Genomic DNA, 17,595 nt, shown 5'->3' with positions numbered 1-17,595 from the left:
AGCGGGCAGGATCTGTCCGCTTCGGTCGATGCGCGAGAGCGCGCGTTAATACTTCAGAACCTTCGGGATCTTGCCGGTGTAGTCGAAGCCCTTGACGTTGAGCAGCGCCTCGATGACTTCTGCCTTCGATTTGCTGAACACATTCTTGAACTCGTCGCCGAGCGCGGCACGGATGCCAAGCTCGTCGCCTACCACCATCATTTCCGACTTCGTGATCAGTTCCAGAAACTCCTTGCAGAGCTTCCAGTGCTGATTGAGGTCCAGTCGATGATGACGGCACAGGCTCGTCAGATGGTGAACGTCCAGACCCTGGATCGCGGCGACCGTGACGCCAGTGAGAGCAAGCGCGAACTTGTCGTCGTCAGCGGCGGCCACGGACGTTGCGGCCTTGGCCACATCCGACACCGCGATCTTTTCTTCGGTCAGCTTTTCCCAGATGCCCCTCAACGTCGAATCATCGACGCAGCGGGCCTGTCCGGCGAGAGCGATCGAGACTAGGTATCGCTGGGCCAGCGCGGCATTGGCGCCAACCTCGCGACGCAGGGCTTTACGCCACAGCGCCACGCGATACGTCTTGATGCGGTCCGATTCAGCCACCACCGTCGCCGGCGGATTGCTTGTCGTTGACTGGGCAGCGCCGGAGGCCTTGGCAGCAGGCTTAGCTGCGCCAGTGCCTTCGGCCTTTCCGTCAGACTTCGGCGGGACAGCAGCTTTTTCAGCCTGCAGGCGCTTTGCCACCATCTTCATGTTACAGACGGTGTCGAAGCACTGGCCCTTGTAGACCTTGCCGACTGAGTCCGGAAGGCCGCTCACCGCCGCGCCGTAGTTCTGGCACGCGTGGCAGGCTTTCGCCTGTTCCTCGCCGACGCCCTTTGTACCCTCCACAGCAAGCTGTATGCGGGTGCGGGTGTCGCCCGCGCGCACGATACGCACGACGGGGAAATCATCGCGAAGGCCGGTGGCCACCACCTCAAGCTGTTTCTCCGTTTTCTCGTTGAAACAGGTACGGTTCGTACAGTTGCCTGTGGCAATGGACTCGCCGAACATCTCACCTTGTGTTGACGAGTTGTGGGGGCAGCTGACGCAGTCGGTTTTGTCGAAGATCGCAGCAGACAACGAACAGGCGACCTGTTCGATCGTCTTCTTCACTTCGGCGACCGACTTGCCTTCCTTGATGATGACGGGAAGGAGCTTGTCCTGTGTTTCTTTGGGAAGCGCGGCCAGGAGCTCTGCGTGACCCAGAAGGATTTGCCGGGTGTTGAGCGCCTCGAGAACCGAAGCACTGCAGTTCATGAGCGCCAGGCGCTTGTCGAGCGTGGCACGCGACCATCCGAAGATGCGCGCGACTTCGTCGCGATCGCCCTTGCACAGCCCGACCTGCTCGGCTGCTGCAATGGCTTCCTCGGCAGGCGACATATCCGCGCGTTGAATGTTTTCGATGATCGCAAGCAGTTTCGCTTCGACTTCATCGATCTCCTTCACGACGACGGGTATCTCGTAATCCTCGCCATGCGCCGTCATGGCCGCTCTGTATCTGCGGCCACCAGCGACGAGAGCGAATCCGCCATCGGCGAGTGTGCGAACAATGACAGGCTGGATGACGCCCTTTTCGCGTACCGAAGCCGTCAGCTCTTCCATTTCCGCCGCGTCGAAGTACGTGCGGGGATTGGCAGCGATGGTGATCTGTTTAAGGGCAAGAGTAGGTTGCTGTTGCATTGTGGGTCTCCGGGGAGGGAACCCAGCCCCGTCGGGAGTGAGTTCCCGAAGGGTTGAACAACAATGGGCCGGCAAAGCCGGCGAGTCGATGCGTCAGGGACGCGGGTGATAATGCAAAGATACCGCCGCCTAGACAGCCGACGCCTCGCAAAGCTCGCGTAAACGCCATGCCTTTCCTTGAGATTACCCACATCTCAGCTATAAATTCTGCTAACCTGGAGTAATTTAGGATACCTACATGATGGATGAAAAAACTAGAACAAGCCGATGACGAATCATGGCTGGATCAGGAGGTCGCGGGGAGTGAATTTCAGGACGTGCGGCTTCGCAAGCGGTTTGCAATGCTACTCGAGCGATTGTGGAAGGGCATGGGCCAGAGCATTCCGTTTGCCTGTCAGGACTGGGCCAACACCAAGGCGGCCTATCGCTTTATGGACAATGATCGCGTCTGTGAGCAGGACATTCTAAGTGGACATTTCCGGGCAACCGCGCAGCGCGTTTCCACAACCGATGGACCGATCCTGGTACTTCAGGACACCACCACGTTTTCATACGAAAGGGAACATCCCGAGCTCATCGGTTATGCAAGCAACACACTGACTGCAGCCCGGCGATACGGTCTCGACAAGGCAAGCTCACAATGCGGCATTTTGATGCATTCAAGTCTCGCCGTCACAACTGAAGGTCAGCCACTCGGGCTGACAGCCATCAAGTTCTGGAGCCGCAAGGAATTCAAGGACACCGCGAAAAAGCGCAGGAAGGTCAATTTCACGCGCATACCGATTGAGAAGAAAGAAAGCTTTCGCTGGATTGAGAACCTGCGGCAGTCAACGGCGCGACTCGGCGATCCCGATCGCTGCGTGCATATCGGAGACCGGGAAAGCGACATTTTTGAACTGTTTTGCGCTGCCAGCGAGCTCGGAACACATTTTCTGGTGCGGACCTGCACGAACAGGTTAGCCGGCGACGGTGAGCATACCGTTGCAGACGAAATGTCAGAGGTGCGAGTGAAGGGGCTGCACCAGATCGAATTTCGCGACGTCAAAGGGCGCCCTCACCAGGCGCTGCTGGAGATCAGATATCGGCGCCTCACGGTCTGGCCACCCGACGCGAAGCAGCGGCACTATCCGGCGCTCAGGCTGACTGTCATCCACGCGACGGAGCGCGGCGACCCAGCGGAGCGACCACGTGTCGAATGGAAGCTTGTCACTGACCTGCCGGTGAACTCACGTGCAGACGCGATCGAAAAGATCGATTGGTACTCGATGCGCTGGAAAATAGAAACGTTTCACAAAAACCTGAAGTCCGGCTGCAAGGCTGAAGAGTCGCAGTTGCGCACGGCCAGCCGGTTGACCAACCTGATCGCCATCTTCTGCATCCTTGCGTGGCGGGTATTCTGGCTGACCGAGATCAATCGATCTGCACCCGAGGCCTCTCCGGAGGTGGCACTTACCGCAACCGAGGTGACGCTTCTTGACCAGCTCGTCCAGGATACGGCACGCACCGCACAGGCGCCTCCACTGTCACGCTGCCTCATCAAGCTCGCCCAGCTGGGCGGCTATCTCGGACGCGCAAATGATCCACCGCCCGGTAATAAGGTCATCTGGCGCGGCATGCATCGGCTTGTCGACATCCAGATCGGATACTGGTTGGGGCGTGAAAATAGTGGGTAAACACAAGCATGCCTTTCGCGTAAACGAAAAAACCCGGCACGAAGCCGGGTTGAAACAGAAAGCAGGCTCGACGCCACTACAGCGTCGAATCCACCTATTGAGGCAGAGTTGCTCCGGGCACCGCAAGCGGCCTCGACAGCAGCGTCGTCACGGCGCCTGACAACGTCCACTCGCCGAACTGCTGTTCGTGGCTCGCATGCACGAGCCTGTCGAGACACAACACCTCGACACCGTCCGCTTCGACCGTGCCGAGAATATCGGCCTGAAGCGCGCGGTTGGATCCCTCGCGCTTCACGGTAACGACACCTTCACCGACCAGCACAGACACCTTTGATTCCTTCATTCGGCCTCCTTCAACAGTTTGCGCATGTCGCCGCTCTTGCGATCGGCGATCAATGCAAGGTCTTCGACAAAACGGTCCAGCAGCGAATCCATGTGCAGGAACGTTTCGTCTTCAAGCTCAGGCGTCGCCCAGTCCAGTCCCGCCTGGGTTGCATCACGTTTGTGCGCAACCATCTGGTCCTGATACTCGTCGATGCTGCCCGGCAGATGGAAATACAGCACCGTCAAGGTCCCCTTCCGGTTCCAACGCAGCGCGCGCCGCATCGCCTGATATTCGATGCGCCACGTCCACGACCTGTCGTAGAAGAGAATGTAGTCGGCGTTCGGCAGGTTGTAGCCCGCACGTCCCGACGCCTTTGTCGCCAGAAGCCCCGTAGCCAGCCCTGTCAGGAACCGCTTGTCCTTGTCGGACACGCGGCGCTTGATCGGTATCTCGCCATGAAACGCCACCGACTGCACACCGTGCGATTCGAGCTCCCGTGCGAGAAGATCAAGCACGCCCGGGTTTTCTGCAAACACGATCGCCTGCTTTCCCTCGGCCGCAATCTCCCGCATGCGTGAGATCACCGCGCGCTGTTTGCTCGTCAGGCCGCCAATGCGATCGACGCCTTCCATCCCGTACTGCGGAAAGTTGGCGGCGAAATGCACTGCACGAATACGCGCAAGGATGGTGATGAGGTTGCATGCCTTACGGTCATCCCGTGACGAGCGATACCAGTCTGCGAACTCGTCGGCCGCTCGCAGGTAGGTGGCCAGATGGCCACGGTCCCAGTCCACGGTCTCAACTTCGAATTCCGGCGGGTCGATCTGGATGTACTTCGCGACTTCCGGCTCCGCCACCAGCCGCCGCTTGATATGCGGCGCAAGCATCGCGCGGTAGCCGTGCAGGTTCCCGATCTTTGGCACCTCACGCTTCGCCCCTTCTTGCAGGCTCTCCGCGAACTGCCACGTGACCCATTCCAGCACCACGAAGTCATCCCGGAACCGGTCCACACCGCGCATCGCATACTGGACGGTGTTGATCCAGTTTTCCTCGAGATAGCCCAGCCGGTAACCGTATGGCTGCGCTGCGGTGCCATCACCACCAGAGAACGCGATCAGCCCGAAAGCGTCACGCGGATAGTTGGGGATCGGCGAGCCGGTGAGCACATAACGGCGTCGCGCCGAAAGCTGCCAGAGCGCGCGGCTCTGGTCGCTCGTCGGATTGGCCAGCCGCTCGCCTTCGTCGGCAACCAGCAGACCAATGCGCCGCCGCAAACGGTGCGCATACGTCACGCGCTTCGACGCCCCCTTGTCGACCGGCATACGCAAGCGCTCATAGGAGATCAGGTTGAACCGTCGCAGATCATTCAGGTCCGCCGCACAACCGATGACTTTCACGTCATCCGCATTGATCGGCAGCATCGCGATCTCCTTCATCATCTCGTCAATCAGACGCGACTCAACGACGATGAGTCCATGCCTGACCTTCGCGACGAGAATGAGCGCAATCGCGAGGCGCGACTTGCCGCAACCCTGCTCCCACGCGATCACGCAACCCGACGGCTTCATCAGCGTTTCGACAAGATCCTCGGTCTGAAACTCCCAGTTCAGCCAGCGATCAACGCCCAGCGCCCGGACTCTGGCGCGGAGCGCCGCGGCCTGCTGTGGAAATTTGACCGCGAGCCCTTCGTGCACCACTTCCCACCCTTCAGCGACGTTATCGACCGCAAACCGCGCGTTCAACTCATCGACCGACAGATGATAGGTAGCGCCCTTCACGGCATAGCGGTATCGGCCATCGTCTTCGCGCGTGAAGCTGACCGGCTCACCCGTCATCACGAGCGGACTGGCCCAGCGCGACAAGTCGACCTTGTGGGTCTCCCGCGCCGATCCGGTGACAACATCCGCCGAGCCGGCGCCGGTCGTCCACGCGACATGCCTGAGCGGTGTCGCCTGACGCTCGCTGCGTCTTGAACGACGCTCAAGGTTCTCAAGGAAGCCTGGCGCGAACTGCGGTTCACCACCGACGCTACGGATGCGGTCGAGCAGCTTGCCGAGCGCGACGCGCGGATCGCCCTGCATCAGATACGTCTCGATGTCGAGCAGCCCCTGACCGGCGTAACGAAAGCCGCGTGGGAGCCGATGGCCGTCGCGCGAGTAGATGCGCTCAACGAAGACACTGTTGAGCACCATCGCCTCGTTGAAGCCGCAGGCGAAGCCCAGACGGATGCGCCGGCCGTCATGCGAGATGACGACAGACTTGTTGCCCGTCACAGGCCGCGTGATGGCCGGAACGCTGTCATCGAGCTTCTGGAAGCGCAGTCGCGGTTCGCCAAAGCTTCGATCCTCGTGGTGTAAACGGAGGTCGGGCCCCGGTAGCGCGAGGTTTTCGATTTTCGTTCTCACGAAGTCCGAAGGCCTCGACCGGTAACGGTCGAACACCACGACAGCCGTCCGTACGTTTGCTCCTTCCGATCTGAACGCATCGGGTGGCAACTCGAACAGGCCCGCTGCGCGGCGTTGCGCCGAGTCGCCCAGTCCTCCGGCCAATACAGCTTCTGCCGTAGTGGTCGGGAGTAAGGCAACGACGATATTGGCCGCGTCCAACGCCTGATGCACCGCGTACTCGTGACTGAGCGCACTTGTGTTAGCACCGTATCTGCCCCAGGTGGTGCAGGAAAACGGCTTTAGGTGCGGCGACTCCAGGTGCACCGAGAACGGCGGGTTGATGATCGCGATGTCGAAGTTCGTCGGCTGGATGTCCTCCATGCCCGCGTGTCTGAATTCGCAGTCGAAACCCGCTTCTTCAAACACCTTCTGACACTGCGTTATGACGTCCGCATGCACGTCCACGCCATAAACCGCGTACCGCTCGGGGTCGGCATACTGAAACAGCCTTCCCGAACCCACTGAGTTGTCGAGCAGACGTATCCGGCGATCCAGCCGCCAGCCGCTGATGAAACTCCACATGAAAGCGGCGATCGCGTCGGGCGTGAAAAACTGCCCGAGGTGCTGACGACGTGCTGCGGCCAGTTATGAACGCGGAATTGTTTCGGACAATATGCGTATTTCGGTGAACGTGATCACTCGGTCCGGCAACGTGACCTTCGAGATCGGTGATCATGAACACCGATCCAGTCGCCCGCCGAGAGGCCGTAGTCGACCCACTTCAGCCAGCCAGCCTACCGTCACGGTCGTCCGATCTCACGCTAGTATGAGACGCTCGCAGATCAAAATGCGACGCTCTGCGGCTCGGCCACTCTGGATACTCGCTCGAACGATCCGCGCCCAGCGACAGACCGCAGCGAGTAACGCCAACATCAGGCGAACCAGGCCAGAACCTTTATATCGCCTGCATATCGGGCAACAGTCGGTCGAACTCCCGTTTCACCACGCCATAGCATTCGCACGCGCGCTTTTCGAGTCCCGGCCGATCCAGCACCTCAACATGATTACCGCTGCATCGTACCAACCCGGCATCCTGCAGCTTCATTGCCACTTCGGTCATGCCGGCCCTTGGGATCCCAAGCATGTTCGCAATCAGTTCAACCGTCATTTTCTGTTCGTCCAGCGGTAGGCGGTCGACACTGAGCAGCAGCCATCTGCACATTTGCTGGTCCATCGAGTGATGCTGGTTGCAAACGACCGTCTGGGCCATCTGCGTGATCAATGCCTGAGTATAGCGTAGCAATAGCCGCTGCACCGGACCAGCCCGGTCGAATTCCTCCTTGAGGATTCGGGCATCCAGGCGATACGCCTGCCCTGCGCTTTGCACGATGGCCCTGTTTGGCATCGTCTCTCCACCCATAAAAAGCGCGATCCCAACGAGTCCTTCGTTACCTACGATCGCAATTTCTGCGGGCGTTCCGTCATGCATCAGGTGCAGCATCGATACAACTGCCGTCGTCGGAAAATAGACGTTCTCCACGTTTGCGTCAGACTCGTACACAACCTGCCCCAGGGGCATATTGACTGGGACCAGGTGCGCTGCCAGACGCGCCCATTCTGCGTCCGGAAGAACACTGAGCAAGTGATTCTCTTTGGCACGATGTTCGTTCGTCATGTGTTTCGCTCCCAGGCATCTGATCCGCACCGCACCGCACGGCATGCGTAGGCGTCGTCTTGACAGGATCACGTAACGAAGCCGTGTGAGCGCGTCGAACAAACGGCAAGAATGTCGCTGCGCATTGCCCCGACCGTCAGCCCTGGCGTGGTGCGTTTACGTCGGCAAACCTTTCGCCTGAAAAGACGTGGCCCATCAAATCCTCTGCAAGGCTCGCGATCCTGGTAATCTCCCGGTCAATCGTGTCAATCGCCCCGAGTATCTCTGGCTGATCCGGAGATGCCGTGCGGAGGGTTTGAACCGCGAGTCGCAGTGGGGTCAAACGATTGAACAGCTCGTGCGCAATCGTCAACAAAATTTCGACCCTGCTCTGCGACAGGTCGAAATGGCCGTGGGTCAGCGGAACGTTGTCTGAAAAAGCGATGGCGGCTCGCCGGCGAGGGCGGTTCATATCTCGATCGCTCACGGCTGAGCGACGCTTACAGGAAATATCCAGATACCGCCGGTAGGAGATTCTCTGCGCCGACATGATGCTTCCTCTTTTGACTTCCGGATCGCGGTCAGCCCGAGAAATCCAGTGGTGTTTGGCGCCCGCTCCTAACAAGGACCGGGCGGGCTCTGCCAACTGCAACGGGTCCGCAAACCCGCTCGGGCGACTCGCGATTGCCGGATGCACGTAGGAAACGTCAGCGTCTCACGGCACAGAGGGAACGTCTGTACGGTAGCGTTCAAGACTCTCCGCCAAGTGATTCAGGTCGATATTGCCTTTTCATCGGGTCAATTATCCAGCCCCTCGCCCCGCGTCGTCCGCACGTGGGAGTGACACGGAAAAGGAGGTCTCTGTCTCGTCGGACTGCGCTTCGATCGCACCGTGGTGGGCCTTGGCGATTTCGCTTGCGATATAGAGTCCCAGTCCGAGGCCATCCGCCCTGTCGTCTTTGCTCTGATGGTCCGGACCCCGCATCAAGGGATCAAAAATGCGCGCCAGCGTGGCGCGATCGATCGCGGGTCCGCGATTGCTGACGTCGATCCGGACAAGTGCTACGTCGCCAGTCACTGTCACGTGCACTGGAGTGTCTTGTGCCCCGTACTTAATGGCATTGAGTACAAGGTTTCCGATCAATTGCTGCAGGCGGTGGCCGTCCCAGACCCCCTGTGAATTACCACTCACGTGCAGCTCAATCTGCCTGTCAGGATGAACCGCGCGCAACTCGTCCAGCTCTTCGGCAAGCACGTCCGCGAGATTGACACTGGTGGGTATGACGTTGATGCCCAAGCCCAGTCTGGTCCGATTGAAATCGCTCAAATCGTCAAGCAACGCCTGCATTCGGGCCCCGCTACGTATCAGGCGGCCGGCGGCTTCCGATATTTGCTCCCCGGCGTTCAGTGCTGCCAGACACGACGCGGTCACCTGAATCGCCTGCAGAGGGCTGCGCATGTCGTGCCCCAGCATGCCAAGCAGAAGGTTACGGTTCTGCTCGATCTGTGCACTGAAAAATGTGACCGATTCGGCAAGTACCTGATCAATCGCTTCGTTGAAGCGAATGATGTCGTCCAGATCAGGCGCTTCCGGCTCGCAATGGTCGATCCATAAGCGAAGCACGCTTGCGCGCAGTGCGCGATATTCGGCGGCAAGCTGGTTGATGTTGAAGCCGGCCCTCGCTCTCAGAAGGGCGTGGGTTTGCGCGGCTGTCTCGGTGGCGTCGATCAGAGTGGGCCCTCGCCCCATTGATTTTTCGCGTTGTGCTTCCCTGGTTTGCGAAGTCTGCAAGTCCTTTGCCACGGCGAGAAGAATCTGCTGCGCCTGGTCGCGCAGCGCCAACGATTCCATGTTTGCCGCCGCCGGCAGAAGGGTGGCGGCGAACGCCTCCCATTGCGCCAGAATCGGGTCCATGTCTCGCGAGATGAAGTCAGCAAGTCGCATGTAGGCGTCTCCAAAACGGGTGTCGAGGTCCGGTCAGCGTCCCTATGTTACGCGCAAATTAGGGACGATTCGACCGGAAGAAAACCTCGTTGGTGGCCGAACGCTATCGTGGCCTGCGTGGCTGCCTGGCCGCGAAACTTGTTGATGTGAGATAGCGTTCGTGTCGCGAAAAAGGCGCGGGCCGATGGCACGATGGTATGCGCGCAATCCGGATACACGAACGCGACGTTAGGAGGCAAGTTTAATCCGGGAGCAGCCGTTTGCGCGAAGCAGTCGAACGTCTCAAAGTGGCCGGGTGCTGCCTCATGCACTGGGCATACTCAGCCTGAACCTCGCCAGGCTGCGATCGGCGGCACGCGACGCGAGCCAGCCGGGCATACCGCGGAGCTGACGGCTGTTGTACGGTCAACAGCGGTCATTGCCATGACCCTTCGGTCCGTGGGTCCTCCGCTGTCGCGGCCGATGTTTTAACGGCGACGGGCTTTGGTTCGACGTCAGAACGGCAATTCTTTGGCCGGACGTAGCTTCGCAGTTACATCCCCTGATAGGTTGATATCATCCGGATCGAGGGTCAGCACCGGTGCTCCTGCCTTAAGGTTGAGCTTGGCCATGTTCATCCAGATAACATTTGGCGTGGTCGTCAGTTCGAAAAAATAGAATCGGTTGGTCAGGTCCATCGCGGTGCGATATTCGGTGTTATAGAGGGTCCCAGGCTCATTGTTTGGCGCACCGAACGGAACCGACACGTTGCGTGCAATGGAGAGGATGCTCGCCATCGCTGCGCGCTCCGACTTTGGTTCCGGCAGCATCTGGAGGTAGTAGTCTGCCCTCACGAAACGGTCCCGCGGGTCAACGTTGCCCGGTAGAACTGTCTGGCGTGTCGCATTGGTGAAATCGTACCGGGCGCGATTGGCAAGTTGCTGGTCGTAGGTGGGATCGTTGGTCATGATGCGGTACTGGTGACCATGGTGGACCACCAGCTTGCCGTCGATGTATTCCAGGATGGCTGAATCCCCCGTAGCATCCTCAACGGCGAGATGCACCGTCGCCTTCATGTTGTCTACCGAAACCATCACCGGTTGAATCTCGTTCATGAGCTTCAACGCTTCATCAACGGTCGCGGCATTGTCAAGAAGGTATTGCCCCCATAAACCCGCTTGTACCCCCAACTTCGTTTCATCGCGCGGGCCAAAATCGGTCGCAGTCAGATAAAGCATGTGAACCGCGAAAGCCTTCTCGTTAAAGCCGTCTGCGGTGCCAACGCCATAAACAGTTGTGACCAGACTGCCGTACTTTGACGTCCAATGTGCGGGATTGTCGGCGACAGCTACATGAGGCCCGATGCGCCCCCCGTCACGCTTCATGCCCCGAGGAAAAACAGTGATTATTGGATCGGTCGTTGTCGGCCAGTCCATCGTTCGACTCACCACCACGGCAAGCTTGTTGTTGTTCCAAAGTACGCGAGTACAGGCAAGCGCCGTCGGTAGAGACAGCGCGATGAGGGATGCGCATAACACTGCGCGCAACAAATTTCGCTGACGGCGGGTGGTTGCTTTCATGCGATGCCTCCCTTTACTCATTATCTGCGGTGCGCTAATGACCGTTGGCCGTGCGAAGCCGACGTTCGATTGTCTATCTTAGCCTGTACGCGGACGGCCGGACTTGGCCGCATGCCGACCCAAAGAAATATCGGCAAGTCAACCCTTCTTTCGTCTTTCGATTTCTTGTTTCACACGTTCGATTTCAAGCCGTTTGGCTTCCTTTGTTCCCCATCGTGGAGCTCTGTTCTGGGTGGCTTCGACGGCTGCACGAATGCGTGCTTTGGCGGCGAGTTGATTGGCTCTGCGTTCGTCCAACTCCCTCATTTTGGCCGCTTGCCGCTCGGCGAGGCGTTCAGCCGCGATGGGTGTGGTTCGCTCAGGTAGTCCGGCAAGAATCACAAGCTTGTCAATATTGTCCCAGGTGCTGATCCAGCCGTCGTTGTAGGCAAACTCGCTAATCAACGGGAGGTTGAGTGCCGTGTAGATCGGGATCCAGTTTTCTTCTTCGCCCTGGCGGCGACGCACAGCGAGTTTGGGATTGAACTGGTACCGCCCGGTGGATACGCGCAGAAACAGGGATCTATTGTAGGCATAGTCTCTGTCAATTTCGTTCCTCGCCAGCACGCCGGAAAGATGCTGGCGCTTGTTGCGCTCTGGCCGCACTAGGTTAGCGGGTAAGTGTTGCCAGGCATTGAGGATGATTTGGGTCTGGAACGCGCTGTCTGCATTGCGTCGTATCTTGCTGAATCGGGCTTTGAACAATACCCACAGGGTCTGGAACAGAAAGTATTCAGACAGATGCCGGTCGATGCGGACCAAGCGATCACCCGCTCTGACATCAATGCAGGGCGGAGCCAAGCATTCATAGATTGCCGCCAGCGGGCCAGCAGCGAACTTTGCATCGCCAAATGCCTGACGCAAAGCCCAGTGCAGGGCATTGTGACCATAGTGATCGACGGCATCGCGGTCGGCACCGCGCTCCAGCAGGGCTTCCACCAGCGCCACATTTCCTGCAGCCGCTGCGGCCATCAGTGGCGTCTGGTTCATTGGCAGACGATGATCGACGCCATGCTGGTCGCACTGCCTGAGGATGTCCTTGAAGCGGTTGGCGAAGAAAGGGACGTAGCTCTTGCGGGCGGACACCGCGCGCTGCTGGTCAAAGGTTCGTGCATGCTCGAATTTCGCCTCAACTGCCAGCCACTCGGCGAGCTGCGGTTCATCGAAGCAGGTGGCATAGTCAAAGAGTTGCTGCTTGCCCTTGTTGCCCGGAGACTGCTCGCGGAAGACCTTGATCAGCAGTTCCCTGACCTTGGCCTCATCGAACACCGGCCATGGCACCGGGACCTGCTTCAAGATGGTGCGGCGGATGGCCGCCGCCTGCTCCTGCTTGCCCTGCAGTTCGAGTTTGCGTGCTTCCTTCTGCCAGTCTTCGAGCGTGGATTGCCTGGCCTCGATCTTGGTCTGGCCGACGATCAGATCCAGCAACCCGAACAGATCATGCCCTGTGTCCGACTCGATCATGTAGATGTTCTTGATGGCGCGCGTCAGCGCTACATACAGGGCATTGACGAAGAACTTATAGACTTCGAGCGACTTGTCACTCTTGTCTTTGGCGCGTTTGTAATCCAGTGTCTCGACCGCCAGATCGGTCTTGGCGACGCCCTCGACGATGTCGTTGAACTCGTTGCGGTGATCCGAGATGAAACGGTAGAGCACGATGTTCTCGTATTCGAGACCCTTGGCCTCGTGGATCGAGAACAACAGCGGCGTGGCAAAGTGCTTGCGGGCGTCGGCCTTGTCCTCATCGCGCATTACCAGGACGGCGAACTGGGTGGATTGGCGAATCTTCTGGTCCAGTTCGCGCTTGGTGACGTCCTTGTCGGGTATCAGCGTAACTTGGCCGGTCTCGCCGCCGACGGCCTGGACCAGGAAGTTGCTCTCGCGGTCGATGGAGCCGAAGCGCCGCTGCTTGATCTTGAGCAACTGATTGGCGACGCGAGTGGCCTCCAGGCCGTTGCGAAAGTTGGCCGTTAGCACGCGCAATTCCTGCTGTTCGGCCAGTTTCGGGTCCTTCCAGAACAGGCTCTTGACTTGGCTCCAGGAAAAGAAATTGGGATGGACAATCTGGTTGGAATCCCCGCAGAGCATGAAATGGCCAGGCTTCTTCAGGGTTTTCAGCACGAGCGCGAGTTGCACGGTGGTGATGTCCTGCACCTCGTCAATAACCACGAAGTCGTAGCGCGGCGCAGCCAGCGCTTGCCAGTCGTGGGCGACAAGATTCAGGTCGTAGAGCTTTGCCTCGGCCAGCCAGGCGCGATACTTCTCAAACAGATTGTAGAGTTGGTCGCGCCGTTCTACGGGAAAGATCGATTGACGCACCCCCAGTGCTTGATACTCGTCGCGCGACAGGACACCGCCCGACCCGGCAGCAATCACGCCGCGAATCTCCTCGAAAGCCTGGTGGGCTTCGACATCCTTGAAGTTCTGCCGTATACGGGAGTACCAGCCCGCAAAGTCGCGCCAGCTAGCCTCGCGTCCTGCCGGAACGCGGATCGACTCGACAAACTCCCGGTAGGACAGAAATACGGCATCCTGACCGCCATGCTCGAAACCGTTGGCGTAATAAAGGTCGCGGGCGCTCTGCGCCAGGAAGGCGGAGTGAGTGACGTAGAGGACCTCACCATCGGCATGCTTGAGCTTTTCAAGCGTCAGTGCGGTCTTGCCGCTGCCAGCGCTGCCGACGACAACCAAGGGAGCTGGCTGTCGGTAAATGGTCTCCTGCGTGTCATCAAACGAGATCGGTTTGTCGAGCAGGTGAATGCCGGTACGCTCGGGATGAAGGTAGCGTAGAGCTTGCGCCTCCCTGATGGCGTCATCAGCGCTGATGTCTGGAATTTTGCTCTCGTCAATCGCCGCGCCGCGCAGGAAACGTGACTTATCGTAGGCGTGATTGGCGATCACTTCCAGCATCAGTGCGCAGACTTCATCCCCGTGGCGCACCAGCGAGAACAACAGCCGGTCCGCGTCATCCAGCTTCGCCCGGTAGAACTTGCCGTGGCTCAGATTGGCGAGCTTCTTGACTTGGGCAGCACGGAAGTCGTGGCGAGCGATGGCCGCGGACACCTTGTCGTAGCTGGCCTTGACGCGTGAGGTGTCGAGGCCCGTGTATTCGAGAATCTTCATGAGACGATGAGGTTGAGGACAAGAGCAAGAGCAGGATTCTCTCATGGCCATCTGGCCTGCCAACCCGACGTTGTACGTTGCGTTGCGTGACCTCTCACTCCCAGATCGTTTCCAGAAAAGAGTCCGTGCTGACAGGACTATGCTGAGACCTCGACAATTTTGGTCGAAGACACTCGAGCCAAGCGTTTAATCTCTGACGTTGGAGCTTTGCCTCGCTCGGCGATTAGAACCCAGATCGCCTGGCGAATTCTGCGGTCGCGACCTTGTTGGCCGGTTTCCAGCCGTTCGTTCAGCAACGCATGCGTTTTTGGCATCTTCATGAGCCGGGTATATAGCCAGACGTTGTTGAAGCCGAGCATCCGAGCAAGCAGCGACAGTGTGATTCTCGGATGAAACGGATCCAGTTCAAGTCTTGCCAGAATCGCTTCGATTCGGCCCTCGAGTTCGATATCCAGTGCAGGCCAGTCAACCTGTCCCGACCTCCGCGTGATGCGCTTTCGACTCACGCTCACGCCACAATATTCTCGAATCGTGTCACGAATCCAGACACCGTCTTCGCGCGCCAGAAAGTCGACCGTATTGCAGGCTGCGCGCCGAAGGTCTTGGCGGCTCCGGGCATTGCCAGTCTTCAGCAGCCGGAGCACGAGATTCCTCGCTTTCGCTAACCGTGAAACTGTGTTCTGCCTGGCTCCTTCCGCGGCTGCTTCGGGATAGGCCATACGAATTGCATCAATCTCGGCTCGCGTGACCTGCAGTTCCCTGACGATCATGGTAGTGGAGCATCCACGTCGAAGGCGCTGAACAACACGGCAAATCAAGGTGCGCTTCGCCCGCATCCGCAAATCATTACACCGCCCCAAGCGGTCAAGCAGGTAAAGCGGATACCAGTACTGGACGCGGCAAGTTTTGGCAACCTGCGAAACGGAGAGACCCTTTTCAAGGGTCGCGAGTACCATGTTCTGGATATCGGCATTGCTACGCCTCACGGGTTTCGCTTTCTCGCTGGCCGGACTTGAAGTCACTTTCGCGACGGTCTGATGGAAATCGCACCAGCCGTCAAATAGCCAAGGCAGCACAAACAGTTCCGTCAGCCTGATTCCCGGTCTGTTCACGAGCGGTGAACGGGTGACAAGCTGTTCGACCTGATGACCCGACAGGCGCTGGAGAGTCCATGCCCGCGTACCCGTTCCCAAGGAGTCTACCGAATAATACCGATCGAACGCTTTACCCAGACTATCGCGAGCCGTCCGCGTTTTCGGGTACAGATACTGTTCGGCAAGCCTGTTCCGGTAAGCCCGCAATCGATCCGCTCCCGGCACATGGGCGGGAGAACTGGCAAGCAGACCGTCATAGAACGCCGAGTACCGCATCTCTGCTGGCAGGTCTTGTCGGGAGGTGCGAAAAACATAACCGCATTCACATCTTTTGGGTGGCGGGCGCCACCTGACGTTTGGCGCAGCGAAGCCGCCGCACTGCGGGCAACTGTCGACCAGCAGCAATCCATGGCGGGCACAATGCAGAACACCGGGCACTTGATGTGCGCGGGTCCACACACCTGTGCCGTACGCAATTGTCTCTTCGTCACGGCAGGCAACACAGAACCGCAGCGTGCCACGATTGTTCCGCGCAGGAACGGCGCTCAAACCGCTCGATGTGAGCGGCTTCGCGCTTCTGCCGTGTTCGCCGATCATGGCGGCCATAATTTCGGAAGACCGACCGGGCACAACGAGGAATCTGCACAACGGGAAAAGCGTGTGCTGCTCGATGAATTCCGCAGGACTGTCCCACAGGTATTTGCCAATGCGTTCGTAAAACGCTCCGATATGCCCACATAGCGCTGAGTTGATCTTCGCATCCGGGATTCCGAACAACCGCATCGATGTCCGTCGGTAATTCGTTTCGGCCGACAGGAGATGATATCGTGCCGCCATGCTGTACAGGATCTCGCCCGGGTAAGGCTTGGGAAACAGCTGGACCTGTTGTTTGTCTGGCTCGCAAATCACGCATGCATCTCCATGCAACGTCAAGCTGTACCCTTCAGCTGCGTCGACTCCTGGCACCTCACTTTATGGGTCTGGAACCGTGTTGGCCGACGATCAAAGTACATTGATATCCTGCCCAATATAGTACGGTTGTCGCATGTTTACCAGCGACCTGGTCGAATTTTCCTTGAGCCCAGCCGATATTCGCTGATTGGCGCGATTGCCTTGCGAACAGCCGTGTCTCCGATAAATGGAATGTTGGATTTTTGAAGAAAGCACGCCTATATTGATTCGATATGCCCACCGGCATACGGGACCAGTGCAAAACGTCTTTTCAGTGAGGACCCCGGACGATGACGCGCAGGCGGCATTTCAAGACACTTGACGATATCGAACGCCACTTCAGGAATGGATTCGGATGCGGCGAAGGTAGCAGATACAAACCATGGCTTCTTGTGCGTGATGTTCCATCGCAAGGTCGATCACACATTCTCTGGAGCGACCTGTGTGGTCGCGAGCATCACCTCCTTTCCGATCACGAATGTCGCTACTTTCTCATCCAGTTGTGGATCGGGGGGCTGACGGACGTGCGTGAATGTTATCCCCTACCGCTATCCTCAACGCTTGCGATAGCCAGCGGGTTGGGGATTCGGCATCCGGTATATCCGGGGACGATTACCCCGGCAATCATGACCACCGATTTTCTTCTGACCCGCAAGAGTCCGGATGGCAAAGCAGAACTACTTGCCAGGTCGATCAAACCCCGGGAAAAACTGTCCGGAAGGGGCAGCAGGCGCGTTCTTGAAAAAGAGGAAATTCAGCGCGTGTATTGGCGACTGGCAGGGATCGGCTGGAAGCTGGTCACGGACGCGGACATCGACTGCATCCTCGCCGACAACCTTTCCTTTGCCTCTGCAGCGGCGAGAATTGCGCAGGTAACGGCTGACAAAGCTGGACAGAACAACTTCATGGCCACAGCACGTTGCACATGCTGGACCTCTCGTCCCCTTGCGCATACGGTGCGAGAGCTTTCTAGATTGATCGACCGGCCGTTTGAGCATGGCGTCAATCTCTTCAAACTTCAGGTCTGGAAACGACGAATGCGCTTCAATTTGAGTGCAGGAAAATTGCATATGACGGAGCCACTTTGGGAGGAGCCAACCTTTGAGGAATGCGCGGCGGGATAAAG

Annotated in this window: 11 protein-coding genes; 2 read left to right on the top strand and 9 right to left on the bottom strand. The window is 58.5% G+C overall.

Annotated elements, in window-relative coordinates:
* Positions 1-45: 45 nt before the first annotated feature.
* On the bottom strand, positions 46-1,716 hold the full coding sequence (locus tag P0D84_RS41765; RefSeq protein ID WP_408348301.1) for a PRTRC system ParB family protein: 1,671 nt from the start codon (positions 1,714-1,716) through the stop codon (positions 46-48).
* Between the two features lie 245 nt (positions 1,717-1,961).
* Between P0D84_RS41765 and P0D84_RS41760 the strand changes: the two genes are divergently transcribed.
* Positions 1,962-3,389, top strand: a complete 1,428-nt coding sequence (locus P0D84_RS41760) for an IS4 family transposase (protein ID WP_408348298.1) — start codon at positions 1,962-1,964, stop codon at positions 3,387-3,389.
* 94 nt (positions 3,390-3,483) lie between these two features.
* On the opposite strand, the gene P0D84_RS41755 is transcribed toward P0D84_RS41760, so the two are convergent.
* The 8 genes from P0D84_RS41755 to P0D84_RS41720 all read right to left on the bottom strand — a co-directional run bounded on the left by P0D84_RS41755 (position 3,484) and on the right by P0D84_RS41720 (position 16,427).
* A complete protein-coding gene (locus P0D84_RS41755; protein ID WP_408348295.1) occupies positions 3,484-3,732 on the bottom strand; it encodes a hypothetical protein in 249 nt (82 codons plus the stop codon).
* Positions 3,729-6,683: an SNF2-related protein gene (locus P0D84_RS41750; protein ID WP_408348292.1), complete on the bottom strand. Its 2,955-nt coding sequence runs from the start codon at positions 6,681-6,683 to the stop codon at positions 3,729-3,731. Before P0D84_RS41750 ends, P0D84_RS41755 begins: the two co-directional genes overlap by 4 nt.
* A 373-nt stretch (positions 6,684-7,056) precedes the next feature.
* Complete coding sequence (locus tag P0D84_RS41745; protein ID WP_408348289.1) at positions 7,057-7,776, bottom strand: Crp/Fnr family transcriptional regulator; 720 nt, start codon at positions 7,774-7,776, stop codon at positions 7,057-7,059.
* Between the two features lie 136 nt (positions 7,777-7,912).
* Positions 7,913-8,305 (bottom strand): hypothetical protein, encoded by a 393-nt coding sequence (locus tag P0D84_RS41740; RefSeq protein ID WP_408233107.1) that lies wholly within the window; start codon positions 8,303-8,305, stop codon positions 7,913-7,915.
* Positions 8,306-8,557: 252 nt separating this feature from the next.
* Entirely contained in the window at positions 8,558-9,700 is a 1,143-nt protein-coding gene (locus P0D84_RS41735) for an ATP-binding protein (protein WP_408348286.1), read from the bottom strand.
* Positions 9,701-10,194: 494 nt separating this feature from the next.
* On the bottom strand, positions 10,195-11,259 hold the full coding sequence (locus tag P0D84_RS41730; protein WP_408348283.1) for a linear amide C-N hydrolase: 1,065 nt from the start codon (positions 11,257-11,259) through the stop codon (positions 10,195-10,197).
* 138 nt (positions 11,260-11,397) lie between these two features.
* Positions 11,398-14,424 carry an ankyrin repeat domain-containing protein gene (locus P0D84_RS41725; RefSeq protein WP_408348280.1) on the bottom strand — a complete coding sequence of 1,009 codons (3,027 nt, stop codon included), beginning with the start codon at positions 14,422-14,424 and terminating at the stop codon, positions 11,398-11,400.
* Between the two features lie 137 nt (positions 14,425-14,561).
* Positions 14,562-16,427 (bottom strand): TnsD family Tn7-like transposition protein, encoded by a 1,866-nt coding sequence (locus P0D84_RS41720; protein ID WP_408348277.1) that lies wholly within the window; start codon positions 16,425-16,427, stop codon positions 14,562-14,564.
* Positions 16,428-16,759: 332 nt separating this feature from the next.
* Here P0D84_RS41720 and P0D84_RS41715 point away from each other — a divergent pair, with 332 nt between their 5' ends.
* A complete protein-coding gene (locus P0D84_RS41715; RefSeq protein ID WP_408348274.1) occupies positions 16,760-17,593 on the top strand; it encodes a TnsA endonuclease N-terminal domain-containing protein in 834 nt (277 codons plus the stop codon).
* The last annotated feature ends 2 nt before the right edge of the window (positions 17,594-17,595 follow it).

Origin of the sequence: Paraburkholderia sp. RL17-337-BIB-A (assembly GCF_046025895.1) — a bacterium.
GTDB lineage: Bacteria > Pseudomonadota > Gammaproteobacteria > Burkholderiales > Burkholderiaceae > Paraburkholderia > Paraburkholderia fungorum_C.
The sequence above is the reverse complement of the archived record's forward strand: the minus strand, read 5'-3'. Positions and strand labels throughout refer to the sequence as shown.

Coding starts and splice junctions, on each gene's coding strand:
- P0D84_RS41715 (WP_408348274.1), top strand. CDS start 16,760: ATGACGCGCAGGCGGCATTTCAAGACACTTGACGATATCGAACGCCAC.
- P0D84_RS41730 (WP_408348283.1), bottom strand. CDS start 11,259: ATGAAAGCAACCACCCGCCGTCAGCGAAATTTGTTGCGCGCAGTGTTA.
- P0D84_RS41745 (WP_408348289.1), bottom strand. CDS start 7,776: ATGACGAACGAACATCGTGCCAAAGAGAATCACTTGCTCAGTGTTCTT.
- P0D84_RS41725 (WP_408348280.1), bottom strand. CDS start 14,424: ATGAAGATTCTCGAATACACGGGCCTCGACACCTCACGCGTCAAGGCC.
- P0D84_RS41735 (WP_408348286.1), bottom strand. CDS start 9,700: ATGCGACTTGCTGACTTCATCTCGCGAGACATGGACCCGATTCTGGCG.
- P0D84_RS41755 (WP_408348295.1), bottom strand. CDS start 3,732: ATGAAGGAATCAAAGGTGTCTGTGCTGGTCGGTGAAGGTGTCGTTACC.
- P0D84_RS41765 (WP_408348301.1), bottom strand. CDS start 1,716: ATGCAACAGCAACCTACTCTTGCCCTTAAACAGATCACCATCGCTGCC.
- P0D84_RS41740 (WP_408233107.1), bottom strand. CDS start 8,305: ATGTCGGCGCAGAGAATCTCCTACCGGCGGTATCTGGATATTTCCTGT.
- P0D84_RS41760 (WP_408348298.1), top strand. CDS start 1,962: ATGAAAAAACTAGAACAAGCCGATGACGAATCATGGCTGGATCAGGAG.
- P0D84_RS41750 (WP_408348292.1), bottom strand. CDS start 6,683: ATGTGGAGTTTCATCAGCGGCTGGCGGCTGGATCGCCGGATACGTCTG.